Origin of the sequence: Streptomyces sp. NPDC006294, assembly GCF_042870895.1 — a bacterium.
GTDB lineage: Bacteria > Actinomycetota > Actinomycetes > Streptomycetales > Streptomycetaceae > Streptomyces.
The window spans coordinates 85,940-99,432 of record NZ_JBIAHV010000016.1 but is presented as its reverse complement, the minus strand read 5'-3'; the positions used below and the strand labels follow the sequence as shown (position 1 = coordinate 99,432).

General features: G+C 73.8%; 12 protein-coding genes. 7 read left to right on the top strand and 5 right to left on the bottom strand.

What is annotated here, in order from left to right:
- Positions 1-137: 137 nt before the first annotated feature.
- Both ACFYOP_RS26605 and ACFYOP_RS26600 read left to right on the top strand, forming a co-directional pair.
- Complete coding sequence (locus ACFYOP_RS26605) at positions 138-731, top strand: XRE family transcriptional regulator (RefSeq protein ID WP_356895098.1); 594 nt, start codon at positions 138-140, stop codon at positions 729-731.
- A 10-nt stretch (positions 732-741) separates the two neighbouring features.
- Positions 742-1,488, top strand: coding sequence for a helical backbone metal receptor (locus ACFYOP_RS26600; protein WP_356895096.1), 747 nt, complete (start codon positions 742-744; stop codon positions 1,486-1,488).
- Here ACFYOP_RS26600 and ACFYOP_RS26595 read toward each other — a convergent pair.
- Positions 1,385-2,572, bottom strand: coding sequence for a TDT family transporter (locus tag ACFYOP_RS26595; RefSeq protein ID WP_356895094.1), 1,188 nt, complete (start codon positions 2,570-2,572; stop codon positions 1,385-1,387). The genes ACFYOP_RS26600 and ACFYOP_RS26595 overlap by 104 nt on opposite strands.
- Positions 2,573-2,642: 70 nt before the next feature.
- Here ACFYOP_RS26595 and ACFYOP_RS26590 point away from each other — a divergent pair, with 70 nt between their 5' ends.
- Positions 2,643-3,563 carry a LysR family transcriptional regulator gene (locus ACFYOP_RS26590; RefSeq protein ID WP_356895092.1) on the top strand — a complete coding sequence of 307 codons (921 nt, stop codon included), beginning with the start codon at positions 2,643-2,645 and terminating at the stop codon, positions 3,561-3,563.
- 387 nt (positions 3,564-3,950) lie between these two features.
- On the opposite strand, the gene ACFYOP_RS26585 is transcribed toward ACFYOP_RS26590, so the two are convergent.
- From ACFYOP_RS26585 to ACFYOP_RS26575, 3 genes are all read right to left on the bottom strand, one after another.
- Positions 3,951-4,643, bottom strand: a complete 693-nt coding sequence (locus tag ACFYOP_RS26585) for a gamma-glutamyl-gamma-aminobutyrate hydrolase family protein (protein ID WP_356895090.1) — start codon at positions 4,641-4,643, stop codon at positions 3,951-3,953.
- A 28-nt stretch (positions 4,644-4,671) separates the two neighbouring features.
- Positions 4,672-6,147, bottom strand: a complete 1,476-nt coding sequence (gene eat / locus ACFYOP_RS26580) for an ethanolamine permease (protein ID WP_356895088.1) — start codon at positions 6,145-6,147, stop codon at positions 4,672-4,674.
- Positions 6,148-6,287: 140 nt separating this feature from the next.
- Positions 6,288-7,028 carry an FCD domain-containing protein gene (locus ACFYOP_RS26575; RefSeq protein ID WP_356895086.1) on the bottom strand — a complete coding sequence of 247 codons (741 nt, stop codon included), beginning with the start codon at positions 7,026-7,028 and terminating at the stop codon, positions 6,288-6,290.
- A gap of 78 nt (positions 7,029-7,106) precedes the next feature.
- On the opposite strand from ACFYOP_RS26575, the gene ACFYOP_RS26570 reads away from it, so the two are divergent.
- From ACFYOP_RS26570 to ACFYOP_RS26555, 4 genes are read left to right on the top strand one after another with little or no spacing between them, the layout of a single operon-like run.
- Entirely contained in the window at positions 7,107-8,471 is a 1,365-nt protein-coding gene (locus ACFYOP_RS26570) for a glutamine synthetase family protein (RefSeq protein ID WP_356895084.1), read from the top strand.
- Between the two features lie 8 nt (positions 8,472-8,479).
- Positions 8,480-9,847 (top strand): aldehyde dehydrogenase family protein, encoded by a 1,368-nt coding sequence (locus ACFYOP_RS26565; RefSeq protein WP_356895082.1) that lies wholly within the window; start codon positions 8,480-8,482, stop codon positions 9,845-9,847.
- A 6-nt stretch (positions 9,848-9,853) separates the two neighbouring features.
- Positions 9,854-10,636, top strand: a complete 783-nt coding sequence (locus ACFYOP_RS26560; RefSeq protein WP_356895080.1) for a 3-oxoacyl-ACP reductase — start codon at positions 9,854-9,856, stop codon at positions 10,634-10,636.
- A 31-nt stretch (positions 10,637-10,667) separates the two neighbouring features.
- Entirely contained in the window at positions 10,668-11,654 is a 987-nt protein-coding gene (locus ACFYOP_RS26555; protein WP_388453012.1) for a DUF2510 domain-containing protein, read from the top strand.
- Positions 11,655-11,678: 24 nt separating this feature from the next.
- Here ACFYOP_RS26555 and ACFYOP_RS26550 read toward each other — a convergent pair whose 3' ends face one another.
- On the bottom strand, positions 11,679-12,881 hold the full coding sequence (locus tag ACFYOP_RS26550; protein ID WP_356895076.1) for an amino acid deaminase/aldolase: 1,203 nt from the start codon (positions 12,879-12,881) through the stop codon (positions 11,679-11,681).
- Positions 12,882-13,493: the final 612 nt, after the last annotated feature.

Genomic DNA, 13,493 nt, shown 5'->3' with positions numbered 1-13,493 from the left:
GGCGGGATCCACCCCTTTCCGGTGCCGGTCCGCGCCGGGTCCGGGGCCTCACAGGCCTTTGCTCAAGCGCTTGTCGAGTACGGGTGGGCCGATGGTGCGTAAGGTGAGACAGGACCCAGGGGAGGGGAGCCCGGCCCATGGACACGAAGGACGCGAAGGACACCAAGGAGAGAGAAGAACCTCTCCGGGTGGGCGCGGCCGTGCGCAAGCGCCGCAGAAACCTCGGCCTCACCCTGGCCGCCGTCGCCGCCCGCAGCGGACTCTCCGTGCCCTTCCTCAGCCAGATCGAGAACGAGCGGGCGCGGCCCAGCATGCGTTCCCTCCAGCGGGTCGCCGACGCCCTCGACACCACCGCACAGCGGCTCCTCGCCGCCTCCGACGCGGGACGCACCGTCAACCTCGTGCGCGCCGGCGACGACGCCCGCACCTCCGGGCCCGCCGACGGCATCCGCGCCCTGGTTCGCGGGCGGCACCAGCTGAACGCCCTGGAGTTCACCGGGGAGCAGGAGACCGGCCGCGAGTTCGAGCACCGCAACGACGAACTGCTGTACGTCGCGGACGGCGCCGTCGAGGTGGAGGCCGAGGGCCGGGCCCACCGGCTGGGCCCCGGCGACGCGCTCTTCCTCTCCGGCGGCGTACGCCACCGCTGGCGCGCCACCACTCCCGACACCCGCATCCTCGTCGTCGCCGTCTCCGAGTACATCGCCACGACCAGCGACCCGCGCGGCTGAGGCGGCCCCGGTGCGCGTCGTCTCCCTGGTGCCCTCGCTGACCGAGGCGATCGCCGTCACCGCGCCCGGCCTCCTCGTCGGCGTCACCGACTGGTGCAGCCATCCGCCGGACCTCGGCGCCGCCCGGATCGGCGGCACGAAGAACCCGGACGTGGCGGCGGTGCTGCGCCTGCGGCCCGACCTGGTGATCGCCAACGAGGAGGAGAACCGCGATCCCGACCTCGCCGCGCTGCGCGACGCGGGCGCTGAGGTGCTCGTCACCGAGATACGGGGCCTCGACCAGGCCTTCCGCGAACTCGAGCGGGTGCTCGTGACCGGCTGCTCCCTCGCCCGCCCCCGCTGGCTCGACGAGGCCGAGGAGGCATGGGCGGCCGTCGAACCGCTGCCGCCGCTGCGGGCCGTGGTGCCCGTGTGGCGCCGGCCGTGGATGGTGCTCGGCCGCGACACCTTCGCCGGCGACGTGCTCGCCCGGCTCGGCGTCGACAACGTGTACGCGGGGCACGCCGAGCGCTACCCGCGCATCCCGCTCGACGAGCTGCGGGCGAGCGGCGCCCGGGCCGTCGTCCTGCCCGACGAGCCGTACCGGTTCACCGCCGACGACGGCCCGGAGGCCTTTCCCGGCCTGCCCGCCGCGCTCGTCGACGGGCGGTACCTCACCTGGTACGGGCCGTCCCTCGTCCGCGCCCCCGCGGTGCTCGGCGCGGCCCTGACCGCGGCACGGCGAGCAGCTCCCGGCGCAGCAGACCGCGCACGGTGAGCGCCCCGGCGACCGCCCACGCCGTGACGAGGTACGCGTAGAGCGCGACGGCCAGCCACGTGTACGCCACCAGACCCGTACGCTCCGCGAGCGCGGCCGAGCCGGTCACACAGGTGCCGACCGGGAACGTGAACGCCCACCAGCCCATCGTGAACGGCATGCCGCGACGGGCCGCCCGGACCACCATCGCCGCCGCCAGCGCCAGCCACAGCAGCGCGAACCCCATCACCGGGACGCCGTACGCGACGGGCAGGACGCCGAGCCCGGACGCGTACGCCGGGTCGACCGCGGCCGGCGCGGCGTCCGCCAGCTTGTCCGCCGCGGTCGTCGACTGGCCGAGCGGGCCGAGGACGAGGAACAGCGCCGGGGTCAGGGCGAGCGGCAGCGGGCCGTGGTGCACGAGCCGCGCGAACACCGTGGGCAGGACGAGCAGGGTCGCCAGCAGGCTCAGGCCGAACAGGGTGCAGCAGGCCAGCAGCATCGTCTCCCGCCACTGGCCGGGCGGCAGATGCGGCACCAGCAGCGGCCCCGTCGAGGCCGAGACCATCGGTGCGACGACCGGCAGCAGCCACACCGGTGACGCGCTGCCCGGCGTGATCCGGTGGCGCGCGATCATCAGATACGGCACGGCGACGGCGATCACCAGCCCGAGCAGCGTCCCGGCCCCGAACAGGCCGAACCCGGCCGCGGTCGCCGGGCCCTCGCCCACCACGTCCCCGCCGAGGGTGAGCGTGCCGGCGCCGACGGCCAGCAGCGCCATCGACAGGCAGCCGTAGAACGGGGCCACGGCGGGATCGAGGAGGTCGGCACGGGCCCGGTCCCGGTGGCGCACCCAGTGCGCGGCCCGGGCGGTGCACACGACGGCCAGCAGTACGGCGGACAGCGCCCAGACACCGGTGCACGCCGCCCGCAGAACGGGGACGTCCACCGGCAGTGCGGCCCCGGCGCTCGCGACGATCGCCGTCCCCATGACGGCGGCGTACCAGTTCGGGCCGAGCTGCCGTAGCGAGCGCACACGGGGCGCGTCGGCGGCCGCCTTGACCGGCGGTGGAGCGAGCGGGAGGGGCTGTACAGCGGTGACCATGACCTCACGTTCGCCGAGGCGACCCGGCCCCACCAGGGAGCTTGTTGCTATCGCCTCATAAGCTGGTCTTATGAGCGACGAGCCGCGTGTGCCGCTGAACCACCGGGTACCGGACCTGGGGGCGCTGGAACTGCTGCTCGCGGTGGCCCGGCACGGAAGCCTCGGACGGGCCGCCCGCGAGGTCGGCATCACCCAGCCCGCCGCGAGCAGCCGCGTCCGCTCGATGGAACGCCAGCTCGGCGTCGCCCTCGTCGACCGCTCCCCTCGTGGCTCGCAACTGACCGAGGCCGGCGCGCTGGTCACCGACTGGGCCCGGCGGATCGTGGAGGCGGCGGAGGCGTTCGACGCGGGCGCGCAGGCGCTGCGGGGGCGGCGCGACTCGCGGCTGCGGGTCGCGGCGAGCATGACGATCGCCGAGTACCTGCTGCCCGGCTGGCTCATCGCGCTCCGCGCCGACCGGCCGGACACGGCGGTCTCGCTGATCGCGGGCAACTCGTCGGCGGTGGCGCAGCGGCTGCTGTCCGGCGAGGCCGACCTCGGGTTCGTCGAGGGCCTCGCGGTCCCGGAGGGTCTCGACGGCACGATCATCGGCCACGACCGGCTGTTCGTCGTCGTGGCCCCCGGCCACCCGTGGGCCCGGCGGCGCCGGGCCCCGCTGACCCCCGAGGAGCTGGCCCGCACGCCCCTGGTCCTGCGCGAACGGGGATCCGGCACCCGGCAGGTGCTCGACTCGGGGCTCTCCCGGTACGGGGGGCTCTCCGCGCCGCTGATGGAGCTCGCCTCCACGACGGCGGTGAAGGCGGCGGCCGTCAGCGGGGCGGGGCCGGCGGTCCTGAGCGAGCTCGCGGTGACGGAGGAACTCGCCTCCCGCCGCCTGACGCGGGTCCCGGTCGAGGGCGTGGCCCTCGAACGCGACCTGCGTGCGGTGTGGCCGCACGCGCAACGGCCGACGGGGCCGGCGCGGGACCTGCTGGGGCTGACGCGGGGGTAGGGGGCGGGCGGGGCGGGTGGCGCCTGCGGCGGGCGTGTTCCCCTACCCGCCCCTTCCCGCAACCGGGGGCTGGCCGCCCTCCGGACCCCGTACTGCCCTCCGAACGGCGTACCGCCCTCCGGACCCGGACCGCCGTACTGCCCTCCGTACCGCCCCCGGACCCCATACCGCCCTCCGGGCGGCGGACCGGGCTCCGCCCGGGCCCGGTACCGCCGTCCGGGCGGTGGCCTCAAACGCCGGCCGGGCTTGAGTGGCCTGGCGTACCCCAGCCCCGCAGGACGCCTCGCGGGCCGGGCTTGAGTTGCCCGGACTGGATGTGCCCGGCGACTGAGGCGCCGGGGGTCGGGGCAAGCCCCGACAAGACCGGCCGGCCCCGCGCCCGCAGCGCTACGCGCCACCCGCCGCCCGGACCAGGCCCGACATCACCCGTTCGTCCGTTCCCATCTCCGGGTGCCACTGCACGCCCAGGACCCACCCCGCCGCCCCCGTCCGCTCGACCGCCTCCACCGTGCCGTCCTCCTCCGCGTGCGCGCTCGGGACGAGGCCGTCTCCCAGGCGGTCCACGGACTGGTGGTGGTAGGTAGGGACGGCGGACGTCTCCGGGACCAGGGAGGCGTACAGCGTGCCGGGCACCGGCTTGACCGTGTGGGCGCCGAAGACGCCGACGCTCTCGGTGTGGCCGTCGAGATGCTGGACCAGCGTCCCGCCGAGTGCGACGTTCAGGAGCTGCATGCCGCGGCAGATGCCGAGCAGCGGCGTGCCGGACGCGAGGGCCGCGTGGATCAGGGCCAGTTCCCAGGCGTCCCGTTCGGGCGCCGGCGGCCCCGTGCGGGGATCGCGGTCCGCGCCGTACCGCTCCGGGGCCACGTCCGGGCCGCCCGCGACGACGACACCGTCGAGGCGGGCCACCACGGACTCGGCGAGGGACGGCTCGGCCGGCGGGAGCATCGCCGCGAGGCCGCCCGCGCTCTGGACGAGGCGGGGATACCCGGCCGGCAGCAGCGCTGCGGGCAGCTCCCACACGCCCCACCGCGCGGCGGCCTCCCAGTACGTACTGATCCCGATCAGTGGCTGCGACACCGCCACCACACCTCCGTATCCGTCCGGTCTACTTCCGGTCCAGTTCGGCCTCCGCGGCGGCCAGCGCCGCGAACTCCTCCTCCGGCGCCCGTGCCACCAGATGGTGGCGGCTGTAGAGCGCGAAGTACGCGAGCGCCACGGCGTACACGCCGAGCGCCATGAACGCCGCGTCCTTGTCCACGAGGAACGTGGCGACCAGCGCCGACAGCGCCAGCACCAAGGCGACCGACGAGGTGGCGACACCGCCCGGGGTGCGGTAAGGGCGCGGCAGCTCCGGCTCGCGGCGGCGCAGGACGATGTGCGACAGGGCCATCAGCGCGTAGCTGATCGTGGCGCCGAAGACGGCGATGTTCAGCATCCGCGCGCCGTTTCCGGTGCCCGCCGCCAGTGCGAAGCCGATCGCGCCGGGGATCAGCAGCCCGAGGTAGGGGGACTTGCGGCGGCTGGTCAGCGACAGGAAGCGCGGCAGGTATCCGGCGCGGGAGAGCGCGAAGAGCTGCCGGGAGCCCGCGTAGATCAGGGAGAAGAACGAGGCGACGAGACCGGCGAGGCCCGCGTAGTTGACGAAGCGGCTCAGCGCGGTCGGGTCGCCGTCGCCCTGGAGGGCGACCACCAGCGGATTGCCGGCCTCCTGGATCGCGGCGGAACCACGGGCGCCGCTCGCCGCGAAGAAGGTCAGCAGCGCGAGCAGCACCAGGATGCCCATGGAGATCGACAGGGCCTTCGGCATGGAGCGCACCGGGTCCTTGGCCTCCTCCGCCGCGAGCGGCACGCCCTCGACGCCGAGGAAGAACCACATGCCGAAGGGGAACGCGGCCCAGATGCCCAGCAGGCCGAACGGCAGCCAGGAGTTCGAGCCGAACGCCTCCGCGTCGACGGGGATGTCGTCGAGACCGCCGCCGTTGAACTCGGTGAACGCGCCCACCGCGAACATCAGCAGCGCCGCGACCGCGATCGCGGTCACCACCAGGCTGAAGCGCAGCGCCTCGCCGACGCCCCAGAGGTGGATGCCGATGAAGACCGTGAAGCAGGCCAGATAGACCGGCCAGCCGGACTCAAGCCCGAACAGGCCCAGGGATTCGACGTAGTCGCCGATGAAGATGGAGATCGCGGCGGGGGCGAGGATGTACTCGATGAGGATGGCGGTGCCCGTGAGGAAGCCGCCCCAGGGGCCGAGAGCGCGGCGGGCGAACCCGTAGCCGCCGCCCGCGGTGGGCAGGATCGCGGACAGTTCGGCGAGTGCGAAGACCAGACAGGCGTACATCGCGCCCATCAGCAGGGTGGCGACGGCGAGCCCGCCGAAGCCGCCCTTGGAGAGTCCGATGTTCCAGCCGGAGAAGTCGCCGGAGACGACGTACGCGACGCCGAGGCCGGTCAGCAGCAGCCAGCCGGCGCTGCCCCTGCGCAGGGTGCGCCGGCTCAGATAGGCGTCCCCTTCGGGCCCTTCCGGCCCGGACGACGGGGGAGCGGGGGACGGGGTGCGCGATGTGGTGCCGTCGGCCATGGTCGCTCCTGGCTCAGGTCAAAGGTTTGTGCGGACACCTTTGCGGCCGTGCGGCGGCAGCGCAAGCCCTCTGCGTAAAGCCGGTGTTAAGGATCGCCGCCGCGTTGCCCCCGGCCCGGCGCCGCGCCGGGGCCGACCCGTCACGGCAGGAACCCCCGCAGCAGCGCCGCCGTCCCCTCGCAGTGCTCGCGCATCACCTCGCGCGCCGCGTCCGGGTCGCCGTCCAGCACCGCCTCGACCAGGGCCGTGTGCTGGTGCTGCGAGTGCTCCAGGTTCCGCACCAGCAGCGGGATGCAGTCGAGCAGATCGTTCAGGGTGGCCCGCACCGCCGCGTACTGGGCGGTGAGCGAGGCGGAGCCGGACAGTTCGGCCAGCGTCAGATGGAGCAGGGTGTCCTGTCTGCGGTACTCCGGCAGCGGGGCGTCGTGCGTCGCGGTCAGCGCGGTCCGCAACTGCCCGGCCCCTTCGTTCGTCAGGCCGTGCGCGGCGCACAGGCCGGCCGCGCCCACCTCCAGCACCTCGCGGAAGCGCAGCGTGTCCTCGACGTCCACGCCCGCGACCCGGCGGCGCAGCTCGGCCTCGCCGGGGCTGTCGGGGCGGTGCAGCACGAACGTTCCGCCGTAGCGGCCGCGCCTGCTCTCCACCAGGCCCTGGTCGGTGAGAACCTTGAGCACCTCCCGGAGGGTGACCCGGCTGATGCCCATGCGCTCGGCCAGCTCCCGCTCCGCCGGCAGCCGCTCCCCGCCGGGGACCAGCCCGAGGCGCAGCAGCTGGAGGATCTGTTCGAGTGCCTCCTCGAAGCCGTTGCCCGCGCGCACGGGGCGCAGTACGGGCGTCAGCCGGTCCGCCGGCCCGTCCGTCGTCCGCTCTGTCTTCGTCACCTCGCCGTTTCCCCTTCCCAAGCAATGGTCTCCAGCAATACCTTATGACTCCCGGCTGACCCAAGGAGGAAAAATCCCGTGGCAGACCGACAACCACCGCTCGCCCTCGACGAGCTGCGGGCCCTCGTCGCGAGCGGCGAGATCGACACCGTCGTACTGGCCTTCCCCGACATGCAGGGACGCCTCCAGGGCAAACGGTTCGCCGCCCCCTTCTTCCTCGACGAGGTCGTCGAGCACGGCACCGAGGGCTGCAACTATCTCCTCGCCGTCGACACCGAGATGAACACGGTCGACGGATACGAGATGTCCTCCTGGGAACGCGGCTACGGCGACTTCGCCATGCACCCCGATCTCACCACGCTGCGCCGCGTCCCCTGGAACGAGGGCACCGCGCTCATCGTCGCCGACCTGGCGTGGAACGACGGCTCGCCCGTCGTCGCAGCCCCCCGCCAGATCCTCCGCCGTCAGCTGGAGCGCCTCGCGGAGCACGGATACACGGCGCACGCCGGCACCGAGCTCGAGTTCATCGTCTTCAAGGACACGTACGAGCAGGCCTGGGACAGCGGCTACCAGGGCCTCACCCCGGCCAACCAGTACAACATCGACTACTCCGTCCTCGGTACCGGCCGCATCGAGCCGCTGCTGCGCCGCATCCGCAACGAGATGACCGGCGCCGGCCTGACCGTCGAGTCCGCCAAGGGCGAGTGCAACCCCGGCCAGCACGAGATCGTCTTCAAGTACGACGAGGCCCTCGTCACCTGCGACCAGCACGCCGTCTACAAGACCGGCGCGAAGGAGATCGCCTCCCAGGAGGGCGTCTCGCTCACCTTCATGGCGAAGTACAACGAGCGCGAGGGCAACTCCTGCCACATCCACCTCTCCCTCCAGGACGCCGACGGCCAGGGCGTCATGGCCGGCGACGGCCCCGGCGGGATGTCGCCCGTGATGCGCCACTTCCTCGCGGGCCAGCTCGCCGCACTGCGCGACTTCTCGCTGCTGTACGCGCCGACCGTCAACTCCTACAAGCGCTTCCGGCCCGGCTCCTTCGCCCCCACCGCCGTCGCCTGGGGCGTCGACAACCGCACCTGCGCCCTCCGCGTCGTCGGCCACGGACGCTCCATGCGCTTCGAGAACCGGCTCCCCGGCGGCGACGTCAACCCGCACCTCGCCGTCGCCGGCCTCGTCGCCGCCGGGCTGCACGGCATCGAGCAGCGGCTCGAACTGCCGGACGCCTGCACCGGGAACGCCTACGCGGGCGACTACGAACACGTCCCCACCACCCTGCGCGAGGCCGCCGAGCTCTGGGAGACCAGCCCGATCGCCAAGGCCGCCTTCGGCGACGAGGTCGTCGCCCACTACCGCAACATGGCGCGCGTCGAACTCGACGCCTTCGACTCCACGGTGACCGACTGGGAGCTCCGCCGCTCCTTCGAACGCATGTGAGGCATCCCTTGGCGTACACGCACCACGACGTACTCGACCCCGCCACCGAAGAAGTCGTACGCACCGTCCCGGCGACCACGCCGGCCGAGGTGGACGCCGCCGTCGCCCGCGCCGCGCAGGCCCAGCGGCAGTGGGCCGCCGCCGCCCCGGCGGACCGGGCCCGGCTGCTGCGCCGCTTCGCCGCCGTCGTCGACGGCCACCTCGAGGAACTGGCCCGCCTGGAGGTCCGGGAAGCCGGCCACACCATCGGAAACGCCCGGTGGGAGGCCGGCAACGTCCGCGACCTGCTCGACTACGCGGCCGGGGGAGTGGAACGGCTGAACGGCCGTCAGATCCCCGTGCCGGGCGGCCTGAACATCACCCTGCTCGAACCGCTCGGCGTCGTCGGCGTGATCGCGCCGTGGAACTTCCCCATGCCGATCGCCGCCTGGGGCACCGCGCCCGCCCTCGCCGCCGGGAACGCCGTCCTGCTCAAGCCCGCCGAGACCACACCCCTGACAGCCCTGCGCCTGGCGGAACTCGCCCTGGAGGCCGGCCTGCCCGAGCACCTCTTCCAGGTACTGCCCGGCGCCGGCGACGTGGCGGGGAACGCGCTCGTCGAGCACCCGGGCGTCGCGAAGATCGTCTTCACCGGCTCCACCCGGGTCGGGAAGAGCATCATGGCCAAGTGCGCCGACCGCGTGAAGCGGGTGACCCTCGAACTCGGCGGCAAGAGCCCCAACATCGTCTTCGCCGACTGCGACCTGGACGCCGCCGCGGCCGCCACCCCCATGTCGTTCCTCGACAACAGCGGCCAGGACTGCTGCGCGCGCACCCGCGTCCTCGTGCAGGCGTCGGTGTACGACCGGTTCCTCGACCTGCTCGCCCCCGCCGTCGAATCGGTCGTCGTCGGCGACCCGTCCGACGAGAAGACGCAGATGGGCCCGCTGATCTCCCGCGCCCAACTGGACCGGGTGCGCGGTTACGTGCCCGACGACGCGAAGGCGATCCGGGGCAGCGCGCCAGACGGGCCGGGCTTCTGGTTCCCGCCGACCGTGCTCACCGATCTCGCGCCCGACGCCCCCGCCGCCTGCGAAGAGGTCTTCGGACCGGTGGCCGTGGTCCTCCCCTTCGAGGACGAGGAGGACGCCGTACGGCTCGCGAACGCCACCGAGTACGGCCTGTCCGGATCGCTCTGGACCCGCGACGTCGGCCGCGCGCTGCGCGTCTCGAGCGCCGTCCGGGCCGGCAACCTCTCCGTCAACTCCCACTCCAGCGTCCGCTACTGGACCCCCTTCGGCGGCTACAAACAGTCCGGCCTCGGCCGTGAACTGGGCCCCGACGCCCTCACCGCTTTCACCGAGACCAAGAACGTCTTCATCAGCACGGAGGCCTGAGACACCATGACCGAGACCCCGCTCTGCCGCCGCCTCGAAGGCCGCACCGCAGTGATCACCGGCGCCGGCAGCGGCATCGGCCTGGCAGCCGCGCGCCGGCTCGCCTCCGAAGGAGCGAACGTCGTCTGCGGCGACATCGACGAGACGGCGGGCAAGGCCGCGGCCGACGAGGTGGGCGGCACCTTCGTACGCGTCGACGTCACCGACGCCGAACAGGTCGAGGCGCTGTTCAAGGCGGCGTACGACACCTACGGCAGCGTCGATGTCGCCTTCAACAACGCCGGCATCTCGCCCCCCGACGACGACTCCATCCTCACCACCGGCATCGACGCGTGGCGGCGCGTCCAGGAGGTCAACCTCACCTCCGTCTACCTCTGCTGCAAGGCCGCCATCCCCTATATGCAGCGCCAGGGCCGCGGTTCCATCATCAACACCGCGTCGTTCGTCGCCATCATGGGCGCCGCGACCTCCCAGATCTCCTACACGGCCTCCAAGGGAGGCGTGCTCGCCATGTCCCGCGAACTCGGCGTCCAGTTCGCCCGCGAGGGCATCCGCGTCAACGCGCTCTGCCCGGGGCCGGTCAACACCCCGCTCCTCCAGGAGCTGTTCGCCAAGGACCCCGAGCGGGCCGCACGCCGTCTGGTGCACATCCCGGCCGGGCGCTTCGCCGAGGCGGACGAGATCGCCGCCGCCGTGGCCTTCCTCGCCAGCGACGACGCGTCGTTCGTCAACGCCACGGACTTCCTGGTCGACGGCGGGATCTCCGGGGCGTACGTGACCCCTCTGTAGCCCGGCCCCCCGCCGCCCATAAGGTGACGGGATGAGCATGACGACCCCTCCCGGCTGGTACCCGGACCCCCAGGCGCCCCACACCGAACGCTGGTGGGACGGCACGGCCTGGACCGCGCACTCCCGCGCGGCCCGGGCCGGCGCCGCCGGCGCGCAGGCGCCGGTCCAGCCGTACGGGCAGGGCCAGTCGTTCGGGCCTCCGCAGCCGCACACCGTACCGATGCGGCAGCCGGGCGCCGGCGCCGGAAACGGCGGCAGCAGGCGGCTGATCGCGCTGGCCGTCGCCGGCGTGGTGCTCGTCGCCGCGGTCGCCGGAGGCGCCGTACTCCTCGGCCGGGACGACGACGCGGCCGCCCCCGAGGCCGCCCCGAGCACCAGCGCCGAGCCCACCGCGACCACGGCGGAACCGGAGCACAGCGCCGACCCGTCGCCCACCGCCTCCGCGGACGCCACCGTCCTCGAGGATCAGCTCAACGGCATCACCCTCGCCATCCCGGACGGCTGGGTACGGGCGGACAGCTCCCTCGAAGAGGGGGCGACGATCTACACGGACGAGACCTACGACTGCCCCGGGGGCGGCTCCTCCCTCTGCCGGCACGCCCGGGTGTCGTCCCTGGCGGCGAACGCGCCGTCCGCGGACACCACGGCCAAGACCCTCGCAGAAGAGGACGTCGCCAAGGCCGCGGAGTTCGTGTACGGCGAGGACCGGCTCGGCAGGCGTCCCCACGGGGGCATCCGCTCCCACACGGTCCTCAAGTCGCAGAACTACGCCGTCGCCGGCAAGGCCGGCTACCTGGTGCGCTGGCGGGTCGTCACCGGCGAGGGCCCCGGCGGCTACGTCCAGACGATCGCCTTCCCCTCACCCGCCGGCACCGGAGCGCTGATGGTCGTCCGCTTCGCCTTCGACGCGACGCCCTCGGCGCCCGGGCTCGAGGTCATGGACGAGATCGCGGCCGGCATCCGCCCGGTCGGCGACTCCACCGGAGGCGGCGTCGGCAGCAGCATCGGCCCCGGCTGACCCGCGCGTACCGCACACCCGCCGTCACAGGAAGGTGCGGCCCTCGCCCCGGTACGTCGGCGCGGCGCCCGTCACCCGGTCGCCCTCGACGAGGTGCAGCGTGTCGAAGCGCTCGCACAGTTCACCGGCCTTGGCGTGGCGGAACCACACCTTGTCACCGATCAGCAGATCGTCGGCGGCAGCGCCCAGCAGCGGAGTCTGCACCTCACCGGCCCCCTCCTGGGGGTCGTAGCGCAGCCCTTCCGGCAGATACGGCACGGGCAGCCGGTCCCGGCCCGCCGCACCGGAAGCGGGATACCCGCCGCCGAGCACCGTCACCGCGCCCACGCCCGGGCGGCGCACCACGGGCTGGGCGAACAGCGCGGCCGGACGCCCCGTGAACGACGTGTAGTTGTCGAACAGCCGCGGCACGTACAGCCCGGACCCGGCCGCGATCTCGGTGACCGAGTCCTCCGCGGCCGTGTGCTGCACGCTGCCGGTGCCGCCACCGTTCACGAACTCCAGCTCCGGCGCCACGGCCCGCACCGCCCGCACCACCGCGGCCCGGCGCGCGGCCAGTTCCTTACGGGCCGCGCGCTGCATCAGCCGCACGGCGCGCGAACGCACCGGCGACCCCGCGACCGAGTCGCCCACCCCGGCGACATGGCCCTCGTACGCCATCAGGCCCACCAGCCGGAAACCCGGCCGGCGCGTCACGGACCGTGCCAGCTCGGCGAGCTGGGCGGGCTCCCGCAGCGGAGAGCGCCGCGCGCCGACCCGGACGCGGCCGCCGAGCAGACGCAGCGCGGTGTCCATTTCGAGACAGATCCGGATCTCCTCCGCGCCGCCGGCACGGGCCCGGTCGATGAGCTCCAGCTGCGCCGGGTCGTCGACCATCACCGTCACGGCGGCGGCGAGCTCGGGATCACCCGCGAGCTCCGCGAAACCCGCGCGGTCGGCGGACGGATAGGCCAGCAGCACATCGTCGAAACCGGCCCGCGCCAGCCAGATCGACTCGTCCAGCGTGAACGACATGATCCCCGCGAACCCGTCCGTCGCCAGCACCCGTTCCAGCAGCGCCCGGCAGCGCACCGACTTGCTGGCGACCCGGACCGGCTTGCCGCCCGCTCTGCGCACCAGATCCACGGCATTGGCGTCGAACGCCTCGAGATCGACGATCGCGAGCGGCGCGTCGAGGTGGGCGGTGGCCCTGTCGTAGCGGGCCCGATCAGCGGCACGGGGAGTCATGGGCAGAGCTTGCCAGACCCGATTACCCCGGGGTAGGGGATGTTCTGGGCAGATCCCCACGGACCGCAGGCGCGTGGCCGAGGTCGTCGGCCCTGCCCGTTAGAGTGACGGCACGAAGTCATGAACGGGCCTGCCCCGGACGGTGATCCGTCGGCAGTATGTGTGTGAGCAACGGGGGGTGGCATGAGCACGGAGGCGCAGCGCCCTGCCGGCCCGCAGCCCCCGCCCCGCTCCCGCATCTCGGAGGCGCTCCTCCCTCCGGACACCGCCGACGTCCCGCCCGCGCCGGAGAACGCGCCCCGCGCCACACCCCGGCGCCCCTCGGCCCCGCCCATGCCGCAGCGCACCGACGGCGTGGGGCCGTCACGTCCGGGTCAGGCGCCCGTGGCCCACGGACCCGGTGCCACCTCGTCCTCCGCCGAGCGTCCGGCTGCGCCGGAGCGTCACCCGGCTCCGCCGGTGCCGCGTACCGGCGGTATGGCGGACTCCCGCCCCGGCCGGGCGTCCGGCGCGCCAGAGCGTCCCGCGGCTCCTGGCCCCCGGCCGGCTCCCCGGCCCGGCCAGGCCACTTCCGGACCCGGTCCGGCCGCGCCTGGCGGGGGCCAGGGCCCT